The sequence below is a fragment of the Clostridium sp. CS1-1 genome, assembly GCF_056135525.1.
In genome coordinates this window covers 346,051-361,329 of sequence record NZ_CM148680.1, presented here as the reverse complement: position 1 = coordinate 361,329, position 15,279 = coordinate 346,051, and the positions used below count along the sequence as shown (strand labels likewise).

The window sequence follows — 15,279 nt, the reverse complement described above, 5'->3', positions numbered from 1 at the left end:
AACTTGTTATTTATTTTCAGATACCTGAGCTAAAAATATTATTGTATATAATTTTTCATGACCTGTTTTGTATACCCGCACATTTCTACCTGCCCCTTATGAAGCCATAGGACTCTATTACACATTTTTTCTATCTGCCCCTGGGAATGTGAAACCATTATTACAGTTGTTCCTCCATATAGCATTTCCTCGATTTTTTTCTCACATTTTTCTTGAAACTTATAGTCACCTACTGATAAAATTTCGTCTACTATTAATATTTCAGGCTTTACAAGAGTTGCTATGGAAAATCCAAGCCTTGCTATCATGCCTGAAGAATAATTCTTTATTGGAACATCCATAAAACCACGGACCTCTGCAAAATCAACTATTTCATCATATCTTCCTTTTATAAATTCCCTGGAATAACCCAGGATAGCTCCATTTAGAAATATATTTTCTCTGGCGGTTAGTTCCATGTCAAAACCTGCTCCAAGCTCAATAAGAGGAGCAATACTTCCATAAACTTTTATACTGCCTTTCGTAGGTTTAAGAACTCCCGCAATAAGCTTTAGCATAGTACTTTTTCCTGCACCATTTAGCCCCACCAGACCAAATATTTCTCCCTTTTCTACACTAAAAGTTACATCTTTAAGTGCCCAAAACTCCTGAAATAACAACTCTTTTTTTGCTAGCTTTATTATATACTCTTTAAGTCCATTTACCTTTTGGCTGCTCATATTAAAGCACATAGATAAGCCTTCAACTTCTATCATATTCATTTAAATCTACCACCAAATTCTAAATATATGGGCTGAATCTGCATTTATAAAGTGAAACTTGAATCAGATAGGGTTTTAATCCCATCTGATTCTTAGTTGAACGAATCCAGGGACGTAGCCGCTCGCAACGTACTCTTGGAGAAAAGCAGATATCCCAAATCTCCGATTTGGTGATAGTCGCTTTCACACCGTGCGAGGGAGTATTAGAGCGGGTAGTCATCGGATAAATGCCTTATCAAGTTATAAATATGTGAAATAAAATTATTCTTGATAAATACACTAATAAGTTCTAATATATAAAATAAATTTACTATATTAAATGTACAGCTAAGTTTTAGATATATAAGATAAACTTATTTTGATTTTTATAAAACACTACTAATCCTAAAATAAGCGTAAAGATAGAAATACCTATACAAGTCAAATTAAGCTGTAGCGAAGGTATTTTTGAGTATAGAACAATATCCCTGAAATGCTCTATATAGTAGTACATTGGATTTAGTTCAATCAATATTCTATACTTTTCTGGTATTATATTTATTGGATAAAATAGTGGCGTAAAATAGTTCCATGCTGTTATAAACACTGCATATAAGTGAATTATATCTCTAAAAAATACAGCATAAGTTGATAAAATCAGCCCTAAACCTATCGAAAATATTAAGATATATACTAGAGATATAGGGAATAAGAGTATCGTAAATGTAACTTTCGTATGTGTAACTATCATAACTATAATAACTGCTATTAATGCAAAAATTAAATTAACAAAGGACGAGAGCACTCTTGATAAAGGGAATATATACTTTGGAATATATACCTTTTTTATAAGCTCTCCACTTGCCATTATAGACCCCATTGCCATATTGGTAGACTCTGACATAAAGCCAAATATAATCTGACCAGTAAGTAAGTAAATTGGAAAGTTCAATATATCAAACCTAAAAATATTGGAGAATACTATAGTTATTACTATCATCATAAAAAGAGGATTTAAAAGACTCCACAATAGTCCTAATACAGAACGTTTATATTTTACCTTTATATCCCTTATCACTAATTCATAAAGCAACCACCTATACTTTATAAAATTTCTTAAGTATATCTTAATCATAAATTTACTCCTTAAAGCTTTATACAATGCTGCCTTCCCCAGTACATATACTTTCGAAATTAGGCCAGTTTTTATCCTTCTCAGATAAAATTATTTCTACTACTTTGTCTAAGGGCCATTTTATATTTATATCTTTATCATTCCAGGCAATTCCGTATTCATCTTCGGGATGATAAAAATCTGTACACTTATAACAAAACTCTGCCTCGTTAGATAAAGCTAAAAATCCATGTGCAAAGCCTTCTGGTATATAAAATTGTTTTTTATTCTTATCACTAAGAGTCACTCCATACCACTTACCGTAAGTCTCTGAATCCTTTCTTAGATCAACAGCTACATCGAAAATCTCGCCACTTATAACTCTAACAAGCTTCCCTTGAGGATGCTTTTTCTGAAAATGAAGTCCTCTAAGAACACCTTTCTTGGATTTAGACTGGTTATCCTGATGAAAAATTATATCTAAGCCTACTGATTTAAAGTCATTATAGTTATAGGTTTCCATAAAATATCCTCTATCATCTTCGAATAATATGGTTTCTATAACATAAAGCCCTGTAATAGGAGTTTCTATAAATCCAAATTTCTCCAATTACATCTCTCCTTTAATTATTTCTATATATTTTTTATTATTCACCTTTAGCTTATAAATCCTGTTACCCTTCAATTTTCTACGTCTTGTCAGTAATACAGATTCACTTTAAAACTTTTAATAGTATCTTATGTTATTTATATATTAATCTTATAATTCCCTAAAGTTTAGTTATTAATCCAACTTTTATTCTCTAAATACCACTGTATAGTATTTTTTAGTCCACTCTCAAAATCAGTTTTTGGAAACCATCCTAGTTCTTCTTTTATTTTAGTTGAGTCTATGCCATATCTACGGTCGTGACCTTTTCTATCTTCTACATATTGAATCAATTCTTCTGTAATTTCTCTATCTATATTTTCATTTATATAAGATATTATTGTTTTTACAATATGGAGATTTGTCCTTTCATTGTTCCCACCTATGTTATAAATCTCACCTAGTCCACCATGATTTATAACCATATCTATAGCTCTGCAGTGATCCTCCACATAAAGCCAATCCCTCACATTTAAACCATCCCCGTATACTGGAATGGGAATATTATTTAAACAATTCTTTATTATTAGAGGTATTAATTTTTCGATAAACTGAAATGGCCCATAGTTATTTGAACATCTCGTTATATTCACTGGCATTCCATAAGTGTCAAAATAGGATTTTACCATTAAGTCTGCTGAGGCTTTGCTAGCGGAATAGGGACTATGAGGATTTAATGACGTTTTTTCTGTAAAGTATCCTGTTTCTCCAAGAGAGCCATAGACTTCATCTGTAGAAACCTGTAAATATCTTTTCCCGCTAATAAAGTTTTCTTTTGTTTCCCAGAAACTTTTTGCTACATTTAATAGGTTTACTGTACCTAGTATATTTGTTTTTGCAAATATCTCAGGTTCTACTATGCTCCTGTCTACATGAGATTCTGCAGCAAAATTTATTAAATAGTCAATGTCCTGCTGTTTAAATATGTTTTCTACGATATGCTTGTCACAAATATCTCCTTGAATAAACTTGTAGTTAGGATTATTTTCTACAAAATTTAAGTTTTTTAGATTTGCTGCATAGGTTAGTTTGTCTAGATTTATTACATTTATATTAGAATATTTCTTAAGCATGTAAATAATAAAATTAGAGCCTATAAAACCAGCTCCACCTGTTACTAAATAGGTTTTCATACGTCCCCCCATTTCGCTCTATAGTGTAACTAATTTTTACATATACACCCCTCGAGCGGTAACTAAAATTTTTTAACAGTGTTATACTTGTAAGTTCAATATGTTTAAATAGTTAGTGAACTGGTTGTAGCAGCTATTTATTTAGCGAAGTAGCTATCTATAAATGTCTTTAGCGCATCTTCCCAATATCTCATTTCATCTCCAACTGAGCATCTAAGCATCATATTATCTAAGGCAGAATAAGCGGGCCTTTTCGCTTTTCTGGTCAATTTATCTGACTTTATAGGATTTACTATGCAATTTAGTCCTGCATATTGAACTATTTTCCTTGCTAAGTCATACCAACTACATTCTCCCTTTCCTGTGCAATGATAGACTCCATATTCTTCTGTAATACCAAGTTTCAGAATGTGGTAAACTAAATCTTCAACATTAGTGGGATTTCCTATTTGATCATCAACTACTTCTAAATATCCTTTTTCTTTTGCTGCGGTCATGATGGTTTTAACAAAGTTTTTTCCATTATAACCATAGAGCCAGGATGTTCTAATGATAAAATAATTACTACAAAAGTTCTGAACATACTTCTCTCCTAAGAACTTTGTTTTTCCATATACATTTATTGGATTCGGAATGTCATATTCTCTATAAGGCTGCTTATCATTCCCTTCAAAAACATAGTCTGTAGATATTTGGATTAGTTTAGCTTTTAATTCCTGACACACTATTGCTAAATTTCCTGGCCCAATCGAGTTAACCTTAAAGGCTTCTTTGGGGTTTTCCTCACAGCCATCTACATTTGTATAGGCAGCTGAGTTTATTACAATATCAGGTTTTAATTTATATAGATATTTCTTTACGTCAGTTTGATTTGTTATATCTAGTTCTTCCGAAGTTGGGGTGAATATCTCTAGATTCTCATATAATTTATGGATGTTCTTATCATTTCTATATTCATACTTGTTAAATTGATTGTTAGTATTTTTGTATAAGTGATTAATTCCTTCTAGTTCTAGTTGTGCTGCTTTGAAAGATTTGAAAAGTTGACTCCCCAGTTGACCTCTAGCACCGGTAATTAGTATTTTCATTTACTATACCGCCTTTCACATTTTCATTTCATATGCCTATAAATGTCTACCATCAGTATACTTTTATATAAAGTACTCATGTACAAAGCTTTATTTTGGACAACCTCAAATTCAGATTATAAATGCATTACTGAGTTTTATAATTATTACTTAAAGTAGCATCTAAATTTATACATCTCGCTAAAGAATTCGCATAAACTAAAGACTCAAAAGTTCCTGCATCCGTCCACCAATTTTTTAGCACATCATAAGTTAACGAACCATCTCTTATATACCAGTTGTTCACATCTGTAATTTCAAGTTCTCCTCTGTTAGATGGTTTCAAGGTTTTTATTACATCAAATACTCTGCTGTCGTACATATATATACCCGTTACGCAATAATCACTTTTAGGATTCTTTGGTTTTTCTTCTACTTGAACTATTCTATCTCCCTCAAACTGAACTACACCATATCTTTCTGGCTTTTCAACCTTATGAATAAGTATCTTTGCCCCCTCCTCCTGTTCTTTAAACTTTTCTATAAAAGGGGTAATGTTATCTAAGAAGATGTTATCTCCTAGTATTACAACACACTTATCTTTTCCTACAAATTCCTCGCATAAACCTAATGCTTCCGCTATTCCACCGGGCATATCTTGGATTCTATAGGTAAATCTTACGCCGTAATCATAGCCACTACCGAGAAGGTTAACTACCGCCCCCATATGCTCTTTACCGGTGATCACCATTATATCCTTTATGTTAGCTTGTTTCATTTTAGCAATTATATGATCAATCATTGGATATTTTCCTACTGGAAGTAGGTGTTTATTTGTTACTTTTGTTAAGGGAAAAAGTCTCGAACCTGTACCGCCAGCGAGTATTATTCCTTTCATTTAGAACCTCCATAAAAATTTCTTTATTATAATGTATGTATATAATCGCCACTTTTATCCATGAACTAACTTTACTGAGCTCTAATATTAAATAAAAGTTAGTTGTTAAATAAGTGATTTCACGGTAAAGTTGTTCAATTTTACTTTATATCAATAAGATGTTATATGAGTATAGATAATTTTCTGCTAAACTAAAAAGGTGCAACAGACTAAAATAAAGTCTGTTGCACTTTCTATAATTATCTCCTATAGTTTTTATATCCATGCATCATGTAATTTCTTTAACCATCTAGGACATGTAAAATGCTGCTTAATAAAATATTTGATTAAGTTTTTATATTTCTAGATAGCCTATAATTAATACTTATTCCCATTCCAAACAATACCCAAAATACTGGTGCTACTGAAACTACACTGTCATTAAAGAATCCCGCTCCTAAATAACCACAAACTGCCGTAAAAATAGATAACCCTATAATTGAATAAAAATCGTCAAAGTTATTTTTATAATACACCTTAATAGAACTTATAAAGTAAATAATTATCATAGCTAAAAAGGAGATTAGTCCTGGTATTCCTATGTTAATAGCATTCTGCAAATATAGATTGTGAGGTTTATCTACAATTATTTCAGTAGTTCCATATGCTACAAGTTTTCCAATATAATCGTACTGTGGAAACTTAGCTGTAAAAGTATCTGGACCATATCCAACTAATAATGTATTCTTGAGCAAAGGTATACTTCTGGACCATATATATGCCCTTGATGAGCCTAGTTTTTCTTTTCCATCAAAGCCCCACTTTGCTACTGATTTTAGCTCTACCGCCTTTCCTCTATTAGTTATGTAGCTAAAGCAATTATTACTAACAAGAAAGCACATTTTTATATTGCTTTTATGTATTTCTAAATTATATTTTTCATCCTTATCTATAGGATAATCCTTTAAATTTATAATATAATCTTTATATTTAGGATCATCTAACACGACTCGTTTATTTTCTTTATCAAAATGATTAGCTATTAGATTTCCTTGATTATCTTTAAATTGGATATTCCCATAGTTTGAACTTACCTTTAAAATATCCTTTGAAGTTACAATTTCTAAGTTATTATCTTTCGAAACTACATCCTTTAAAAGTACTGGATTTGAAGCTTTAGTTATATTTCTTGCATCGCTAAGCAAAGAACTTAATCTTTGTGCTAAACTACCTTTTGAGTATGTGTTAAAGCCAGCCCCTATGATAATGAGCATAGTTAGCATCAGAAGCGACATCCTCCATTTTTTTATAATTAGTCTCCTCAACATTATAAACAACAGTAATAAGGCTGCTATCCCACCAATAACACCAGCACGAGAATTGCACAGTAGCAAATTTAAAAACATAAGCAGAGATATAGTTCCTATAATGACTTTATAAGTCTTATTTTTTATCAACAAGAACATAGTAAAAGTCATAGGAAATAGCATTGCCATATAACTGCCTACATAATTATAGTGATACAACGTTGAGTAAATAACCTTATCACTAAACTTGAACCTTATCCTTGATGCCATATCTCGATATTCCCTAGGGAGAATTAGTTTCTTGCCCAAGTTAGTTCTAAATATATCTTGCCCAAAATATTGGAGAATTCCGATAGTTCCTATTACTACTGCTGAGCAGAGCAATGCAATTAGTAGAACCTTAATACTTTTCTTATTATTTACTAGGTTTATAGTTGCAAACAAAAGAATCATATAAGAGAGAAGGACTATCATTCCTTCATACCTATCAACAAATCCGAATAATGATATTTCCTTATGTTCCGAAAATATTGTTGACAAGATAATCATTAGGGAGTAAGCGGCCATAGGAAAATATATTATATTTTTTTGCCTTTTTATGTTTTTATAGGATAGTTTTTTTCCTAGTACTATTAGGATTACTGCTACCGACACTATTATCCATATTACTTTATAATAGGAAAAAAAATCCATAGTCTGAGTTATATGCATCCAGTATTCGTAGTAATCCCCTGTTAGATTAACTACTTTTCCGTAGACAATTAACGGTACTAAAAAAACTAAAAATGCTAAAGGAATTACGTGATGCCAACTATCTTCCTTGATACCTCTATGTACCCCCTTGTGTATGCTACTTCTCATTATTCTTCCTCCAATAATAAATATCTTTGACAGTCTATCTATTACATATATTTTTATCATAACCACTTTTTCTTTTTTTATTTCTACAAAAGGCTAGGAGTAATCAGACTACCTTAGCTTCAATAAACTATTTACCTTTTCAACGATACCTACTGATAATTTGACTGCAATTATTACTAATGATAGAATTTCATTAACAGGAAAATTAAGGAGTGATCACATATGAAAAAAGATTTAAAATTCTCTAAGTTATTAGGATATTTAAGCTCAGCAGCTTTAGCTTCTTCTATATATTCAACTACTGTATTCGCATCGGATACAGTAACTAGGCTTGCTGGACAAGATAGATATGAAACAGCTGCACAGATTTCTACTAAAGGTTGGGATCAATCGGACTACGCCATATTATCAAGTGGCGAAAACTTTCCAGATGCTTTATGTGCAGCTCCACTCGCTAAAAAATATAAGGCTCCGATTCTTTTAACTTCTAAGGATACTTTAAATACTAACACTAAAAATGAATTAGTAAGATTAAAAGTTAAAAAAGTATTTATTACTGGAGGAACTGGATCAATTTCAGCTAATGTTGAAAAAGCTCTTACTGACCTTAAAATATCAACAGTGAGATTTGCTGGAAAGGATAGATATGAAACCTCCCTTAAAGTTGCTGCTGAAGTCGGTATTAATAGTAGTGGAATATGTATAGTTAATGGTAATGACTATCCAGATGCTTTATCTATATCTTCGATAGCTGCAGTAAAAGGTATGCCAATCATTCTCGTACCTAAGGATACCGTTACAAGTGAAATATCAAACTATATAAAACAAAATTCCATAACCCAAACTTTTGTAATAGGAGACTTAAACTATATAAGTGAATCTGTTGCTAAAGCTTTTCCAGGCATAAATAGAATAGATACTTCAGCAGATAACAAATACTCAAGCAATACCTCTATTATACAAAAACTTGGACAAGACCTTAGCACTCAAAACAGCTGTATAGCAAATGGAGAAAACTTTCCGGATGGTTTAGCGGGGAGCGCTTTTGCAGCAAAACTAAATTCTCCAATAGTATTAACTGATGGACAATCAGCCCGTAATTGGGTTTACAAAGGAACTGATGCAACTTACTTATTTGGTGGAACTGCTTCAATAAGCAAAAATTTTGAAGACTATATAAGTGGTAACTTAGAAGGTACTGATATTGCTTTAATAAATGATGTTACTGTTGATACAGAATTAAATAGCAACTATCAATTACCTTCAACAGTGAAGGCAACTTTATTTAATGGAACTACTAAAGATGTACCAGTAACTTGGGCACAAAGTACTATAGACACAACTAAAACTGGAACATCTTCCTTTAAAGGAGTTGTACTAGGCTACAGTAAGGAAGTTGCCTTAAAGCTGAATGTAGTAGATATAAGCATTTTAGAAAAAGGAAATTCATCAGGAAATACGTTTAATGGAAATACTGCTGTTATAAAAGGAGATTTTATTTATAATATTAGTGGCAAAAGTGTTAAGAAGATAAGCATTGCTAAAGGTACTAGTACCCTAATAAAAACTTCTGGTAGTGTAGAGAATATAAATGTAGCTGGTGATTGGATCTATTATCAAAATTCGAATGATCCTGGAGTTTATCCGGTTAACAGCGGCAGCGGAATTAGAACAATGCATGGAAAGATATATAAAATAAAGACAGATGGTACAGGCGAAACAAAGCTCTGTGATGACGTAGCTCTACACCCTACTGTAGTTGGTGATTGGATCTACTATGTTAATCTCTCTGATGATGGAAAACTATATAAGATAAAAACTGACGGTGCAGATAAGACTAAATTAGGCAACGATACTGTAGGTTACTTTGATGTATCTGGAGGATGGATTTATTATAGAAACACCTCAGATAGCTCAATACTATATAAAATAAAGACTGACGGTGCAAATAAATCAGCCCTAACAAAAGACGCTGTATCTCAAATTATAGTAATCAATGACTATATTTATTATACTAATTCAACAGACGGTAATAAAATTCATAAAATAAAAACTGATGGAACTGATGATACTACACTAACAGCTACTGGATCTAACTATTTCAATACGGAAGGTAACTATATTTATTATGTGTCATTAGATTCAAAATCTATTAATAAGGTACATTTAGATGGCTCAAATGGAGATACCTTTGTATCTGGTTCAGGCCTTAAATATATTTATATATTAGGTGATTGTATTTACTATTCCTCCTCATCTAATAATATTGATTACAAAACTTATAAAGTAAAGCTTGATGGTACAGGTTCTCAAGAAGTTTCTGGATTTACAATTCATTAAAACTAAAAAACAGGGTAGAGTTCTCTTCGAAATTCTATCCTGTTTCTCATGTTAACTACTTAACGCTTATATCTGTGTATTGATATACACTATGTGATTACTCTACCGCTAAAAATAAATATACTCTTAGAAATAATTAAGTCCCTAAAAACTAACTATTTGTACTTTTTAGCCCTACTATTTTATATTTCTATTTAAAATAATTGTACCTCATAATATAATCGGATGCTTTTAACTGTGTCTCAGCTTCCAGTATTTTATTAGGATCGTTATTTAGCACCTCACCACTATCCAAATCATAAGTAGTATCAGTTTGTCTATCATAAAATTCTTCTCCATAAATATAACTTCCATTTCTTAAAACAACTAAATGATTACTATAATCTAAAATACTGGCTCCAAAATGTTTTACCCCACTTATACCATATAAATCCAATATAGTTGGTAAAACATCTATCTGACCAACACTATTATACTTTGTTCCCTTAAGTTCCCCATGAGGAACTCTAATAATTAATGGTACCTTCTGATACATCTGCCATTGATAAGTTTTATCTAAGTTTTCTCTAACCTCTTTTTCCATAATATCCTTATCATTTATCGTCATCGCATTATGATCACCATAAATTATGATAATACTATTATCTAATATACCACTATACCTTAGTTTAGTTATAAACTGGCCAATTTGCTTGTCCGTATAATTTATTGCATTATAATAATCTAATAGTGAATTATCTGCTTTACAAAAATCATTACTGACTTTAAAAGGACCGTGACTGGATAGCGTTATGATAAAGGTATAAAATGGACTTTTATTTTTATTAATAATATCAAAACTTTGGCTAAAAAGACTATCATCAGCTAGACCCATCTGTATAACATCTTTATCATCTAATTCTTCTATAGAATAAAATTTATTAAATCCATACTTATTGTATATTAAATTTCTATTCCAAAAAGACCCTTCATTCCCATGGATAACAAAAGAATTATAACCTGTTGAACCCATTATCCTAGGCAATGCTATAAAATCATTATTATATTTATTCATATAGGCTGCACTATCTTTTAAAGGGTATAGAGAAGTATTTGTTAGTAACTCCGCATCTGCTGTATGTCCTAAAGAAATTTGATAATAGCAATTATTAAAATATAAGCTTTCTATAATAAGTCTATTAAGATTAGGCGTTATTTCTTTTCCATCATATTTTTTATTTATTACAAACTGCTGTAGAGACTCTACTTGTATCATTATTAAGTTTTTACCTTTGTACTTTAATTTACTATAATTATTAACCTTAAAATTATTATCTATTATTTGTTTTTCAGCACTACTTAACTTTGTAAAATTCACATTATTTTTTATATAGTTGAAGCCATCTATAAAGCTTCCAGCTACAAAGCCATAGTTATAATAAAGTTCCGTTCTTGACCACACTGCGGAAGCTAAATTAGGAACCTTAAAGCTTGTATATTGGAATAAGATACTGCAAAAAAACAAACTAATTAATAAACTAGAAACTCTCTTTTTCAAGCTTTTATTTTCACTATTACAATACTTCAGAAACAAAAATATAAAAGGTAGATCTAATAAATACAGTAAGTCTATTCTATTAAAGAAGAAATTTACAGATGATTTTATAGCCGGAAGTTGTCTTACTTCATTAATAATGCCTAGCGTTATAAAATCACTGTAGCATCTATAAAAAATAGCATTTGAAAGCATTAAAATAGATACTACTGATAAGAAAATATAAGATATCATTAAACTTTTAGATTTTAAAAATATACTAAGCATGTAATATATGAATAACAATATGAATACATCCATAGCAAAAGACTTCATGGAAATATTATTAAGTATATTAGCATCAAATAAAACTTGTTTATAACCTAGTGAAAAACATAAAATGAATACTATTTTATTAGTACTTATTTTATTACTAGTTTTCTTTACAAAATCAATAACTTTCTTTAATTCCATAGTTATATCCTCTTCATAATCTATTAGTCTAATAAAGACCAGTCCACTAGTAAATTTGTTAACTCCTCTTTTTAAAAAGTAGTCTCTTTATCATTTTTATTAGTGCCTTCAAGCTTTTATACATTATTATTTAAGGATAAATTCATATTAGATAAATAAGCATAAAAAAACAGGGTAGAATCTCTATTCGAAATTCTACCCTGTTTTCACAATCTCTACTTAACACTCATCTCTGTAGTATTAGTATCTACTAAATGAGTACTATCCTTCACCTTTAAATCTCCACCGCTAGAAGTGAATATATTCTTAGAAATAATTAAGTCCATAGCAGCCTTTACCTCTGCCTCCGTCACATCTTCCCTTACATTTGAAGAATCTCCGTTATTTATGCTATCAAGAGAATTATTAAACACTACAAAAAGCTCTCTTATTTTAGACTTCTCTTTTACAATTTCAGCATATTTCCTTATATTATTAGCATTGACTACCGCATTTACAATATCGCATAAATAGGTCTTGCCACCAACATCACTTAAGTTACCCTTCAGTCTCTCTAAAACACTGATTATATCCATAGGCACACTCTCTTCAAACATTTCTTTTAAAGCCTTATAAATTATTCCGTGCCTTGTTCTATAAAAATCGGCACTTCTTAGAAAATCCCCAATCTCACAGATACTATCATTTTTAATTAAAATAGACCCAATCACATTTATCTCTGCATCCATGTTATATATACTATCTATGTTCATAAAGCTTCCTCCTTTAACATGACTTGTTTGGCGTAAACCTCCCACGCACTCTGCCTTCCTTCAAGTGGGAGTGCAACGCCAAGTAAACCATACATTCGCAGCTCTAAAATTCAGATGAGGTAAAAGAACCCCCATCTGAATTAAGATCTTGCTTCAATCTATATATCTATAAGCATCTACATTACACTTTTCACTAGGCTTTCCACTTTTCTTCTCTCCGTCTTTTTCATAATCATTTAACTTGCTCATAGTAACCAAATCAAGCTTCTTCCAGTTTCTAAGGATTGTCCAAATATAGGCGGGATGTATGGCCTTTCGCTCCGCAGCCTTACAAATAGCCTTTATAATAACTTCTTCCTCAAACTCTTTAGCAAATTCCCTAATTGTTTCAATATCGCCCTCTGTTGAATTTTTTATTTTTTCATTGAGCACTACTAGTATTTTATTTAAGCTTTTATCATCCTCAGCTTTTATATTCTTATCAGATCTCTCACCTATTTTCTCTTTATGTCTTTTATCATCTATATTACTTTTCTTATTGAGAGATTCTTTTTGTATTTGTGTTTCTTCTTTTATTTCTTCTTCCCCTAGGTCCTTAGAAGCCCCTTCTAAGGGATTGTTTTCTTGGCTACTTTCTAGTATTTCCTCTCTTACTACATTAGTACCTTTGAAAATAGAATCCAAATCATACTCTAAAACAAAGCATATTTCATATAACTTTTTAACAAGTTCTTTATTTTTAACTTTTTTAATCTCTTTATTCATACATAAAATAGTATTTTTACTATTTATAAAGTTATATTTCATCCAGTTTATAATCATAATTTCCCTTGTTTCTTCACTGTATAATATCTTTCCATACTCCACAAACTTTTTTATAAGCTTTTTTATAGTCTCTACATTATAGCCTGTCTCAAGAGCAGCCTTCATTATAGAAAATTCAAATATTCCGCATTGAGTACTATTAGGATTAGTCATTATGTAAAAATAAAAATATTTCTCCTCTGGTGTAAGCTCTAAAACAAAAATATCGTACCAAAAACTAGTTTGTATTTGTCTATATATCGCCATGATAACCCATCCCCTCTAAACTCTTTCTAAGCCTTAAAAGTATTCTTCTTTTTCTATCACTTAAGGTTCTATAAGATAGTCCTTTAAACTTCCCATATTCCTGTAAAGTTTTATTTTCAAAATAAAACCAGTGAATAAGCTCCTTATCACTTTCATTAAGCATGTTTAAGGCCTTTCTAAGTAAGGCTTTTTCAACCTCCTTAAACATATCTTCCTCAAAGTTTTCTTCAGAAGCTATAGCATTTATCAGTTCTTCACCTTTGTCATTTAAGCTATTCAAGCTGCAGCAGCCCATGTTCTTCACATTTTGCCTTATCAAATAATAAAAGCCTCTTTTTATGGAATTCATAACATAGGTTGTAAAACCGTTCCCCCGATTTATATCATACATTTTTACAGCTTTAATCACTAACACCTTACCATGCTGTACCAAGTCCTCAAATTCATAATTCTTAATAAAGGTACACCTAGCTGTCTTTATTATATAAGGCGTAAAAGCTCTAACTATTTCTTCTAAAGCCTCTTTATCATTAAACTTTGCCTTTATGATATTATCTCTCATACTCCCCTCAACCAAAATAAACTCCCCCTAATTATTTAATGTATCATACAATAGATACCCTTTTTTTCAAAAAAGGTGACATTAAATTTATAAATTAGTTAACAATAAAATACTCTCTTCAAGAATCTCTTGATGTAATGTAACTAAGACTAAAATTAAATAATGGTGACACTTCCTAAATTCTTCTGAAACTACAATCATATCAATACTTTTTCTAGCCCTTGATAAAGTTCTTTTAAAGTTTCCTGATTTCATCTTTGTTTTCTTAATCGAAGCATTAATATCTCCTTTATTAAGAAGTAGTGCCTCCACTACCTTTTCCTCACATCTAGTTATTTTTCCCTTAATAAATTTTGTATAGGATTCATGCCGAGAAATATTATTTACTATCTCCTCTTCAAAACCATCCTTAAAATAAGCAATCTCTGAATAATAATCATCATGAGTTCCTTCTACATAGATATGGTAATTTCCATACTCTGTATACTCATCGACCATCCTTATAGCTGTTCTATCTATTATTGTTATTATAAAATTGCAAAGTTCCCCAACACTATTCTTTCTAAAATTAGGTATACTTTTTACAATCTCCACACTACACTCTTGCTTAAAATCATCAAGATCAACCACTCTTCTCCCCCTAAACTTTTTACCATGCTTACTTTTCATGTAGGGATAAAATTCTTCAATCAAATCATCGACTTGAGAATGATCCCCTCTTTCTATGCTTGCTAAACTTTTAACTTTTACATTTGAACAAAATAACTTAGGCATTACACATTTCCTCCCCTTATTGCACAAAATGCATCTATTATTGCT

General features: G+C 30.9%; 13 protein-coding genes. 1 reads left to right on the top strand and 12 read right to left on the bottom strand.

The features are described 5' to 3' along the window. Positions 1–38: 38 nt before the first annotated feature. The 7 genes from AC0N0V_RS01650 to AC0N0V_RS01620 form a co-directional block, all read right to left on the bottom strand. Positions 39–761 carry an ABC transporter ATP-binding protein gene (locus AC0N0V_RS01650; protein WP_474461827.1) on the bottom strand — a complete coding sequence of 241 codons (723 nt, stop codon included), beginning with the start codon at positions 759–761 and terminating at the stop codon, positions 39–41. A gap of 334 nt (positions 762–1,095) precedes the next feature. After that, entirely contained in the window at positions 1,096–1,875 is a 780-nt protein-coding gene (locus AC0N0V_RS01645; RefSeq protein ID WP_474461826.1) for an ABC transporter permease, read from the bottom strand. 19 nt (positions 1,876–1,894) lie between these two features. Further along, positions 1,895–2,464, bottom strand: coding sequence for a dTDP-4-dehydrorhamnose 3,5-epimerase (gene rfbC / locus AC0N0V_RS01640; protein WP_474461825.1), 570 nt, complete (start codon positions 2,462–2,464; stop codon positions 1,895–1,897). Between the two features lie 167 nt (positions 2,465–2,631). Continuing rightward, a complete protein-coding gene (gene rfbB / locus AC0N0V_RS01635; protein WP_474461824.1) occupies positions 2,632–3,636 on the bottom strand; it encodes a dTDP-glucose 4,6-dehydratase in 1,005 nt (334 codons plus the stop codon). Positions 3,637–3,773: 137 nt separating this feature from the next. Then, a complete protein-coding gene (gene rfbD / locus AC0N0V_RS01630) occupies positions 3,774–4,724 on the bottom strand; it encodes a dTDP-4-dehydrorhamnose reductase (protein WP_474461823.1) in 951 nt (316 codons plus the stop codon). Positions 4,725–4,851: 127 nt separating this feature from the next. Next, positions 4,852–5,601, bottom strand: a complete 750-nt coding sequence (locus AC0N0V_RS01625) for a sugar phosphate nucleotidyltransferase (protein ID WP_474461822.1) — start codon at positions 5,599–5,601, stop codon at positions 4,852–4,854. A gap of 326 nt (positions 5,602–5,927) precedes the next feature. Next, positions 5,928–7,748, bottom strand: coding sequence for an O-antigen ligase family protein (locus AC0N0V_RS01620; protein WP_474461821.1), 1,821 nt, complete (start codon positions 7,746–7,748; stop codon positions 5,928–5,930). Between the two features lie 222 nt (positions 7,749–7,970). Between AC0N0V_RS01620 and AC0N0V_RS01615 the strand changes: the two genes are divergently transcribed. Continuing rightward, entirely contained in the window at positions 7,971–10,088 is a 2,118-nt protein-coding gene (locus tag AC0N0V_RS01615; protein ID WP_474461820.1) for a DUF5050 domain-containing protein, read from the top strand. Between the two features lie 190 nt (positions 10,089–10,278). On the opposite strand, the gene AC0N0V_RS01610 is transcribed toward AC0N0V_RS01615, so the two are convergent. From AC0N0V_RS01610 to AC0N0V_RS01590, 5 genes are all read right to left on the bottom strand, one after another. Further along, positions 10,279–12,075: an LTA synthase family protein gene (locus tag AC0N0V_RS01610; protein ID WP_474461819.1), complete on the bottom strand. Its 1,797-nt coding sequence runs from the start codon at positions 12,073–12,075 to the stop codon at positions 10,279–10,281. Positions 12,076–12,290: 215 nt separating this feature from the next. Then, positions 12,291–12,827 (bottom strand): DUF2922 domain-containing protein, encoded by a 537-nt coding sequence (locus AC0N0V_RS01605; RefSeq protein WP_474461818.1) that lies wholly within the window; start codon positions 12,825–12,827, stop codon positions 12,291–12,293. Positions 12,828–12,980: 153 nt separating this feature from the next. After that, on the bottom strand, positions 12,981–13,898 hold the full coding sequence (locus AC0N0V_RS01600) for a DnaD domain protein (protein ID WP_474461817.1): 918 nt from the start codon (positions 13,896–13,898) through the stop codon (positions 12,981–12,983). Next, positions 13,885–14,460, bottom strand: coding sequence for a sigma-70 family RNA polymerase sigma factor (locus AC0N0V_RS01595; protein ID WP_474461816.1), 576 nt, complete (start codon positions 14,458–14,460; stop codon positions 13,885–13,887). The genes AC0N0V_RS01600 and AC0N0V_RS01595 overlap by 14 nt, the downstream gene beginning before the upstream one ends. Before the next feature lie 87 nt (positions 14,461–14,547). Continuing rightward, positions 14,548–15,234 carry a hypothetical protein gene (locus AC0N0V_RS01590; protein WP_474461815.1) on the bottom strand — a complete coding sequence of 229 codons (687 nt, stop codon included), beginning with the start codon at positions 15,232–15,234 and terminating at the stop codon, positions 14,548–14,550. Between the last annotated feature and the right edge of the window lie 45 nt (positions 15,235–15,279).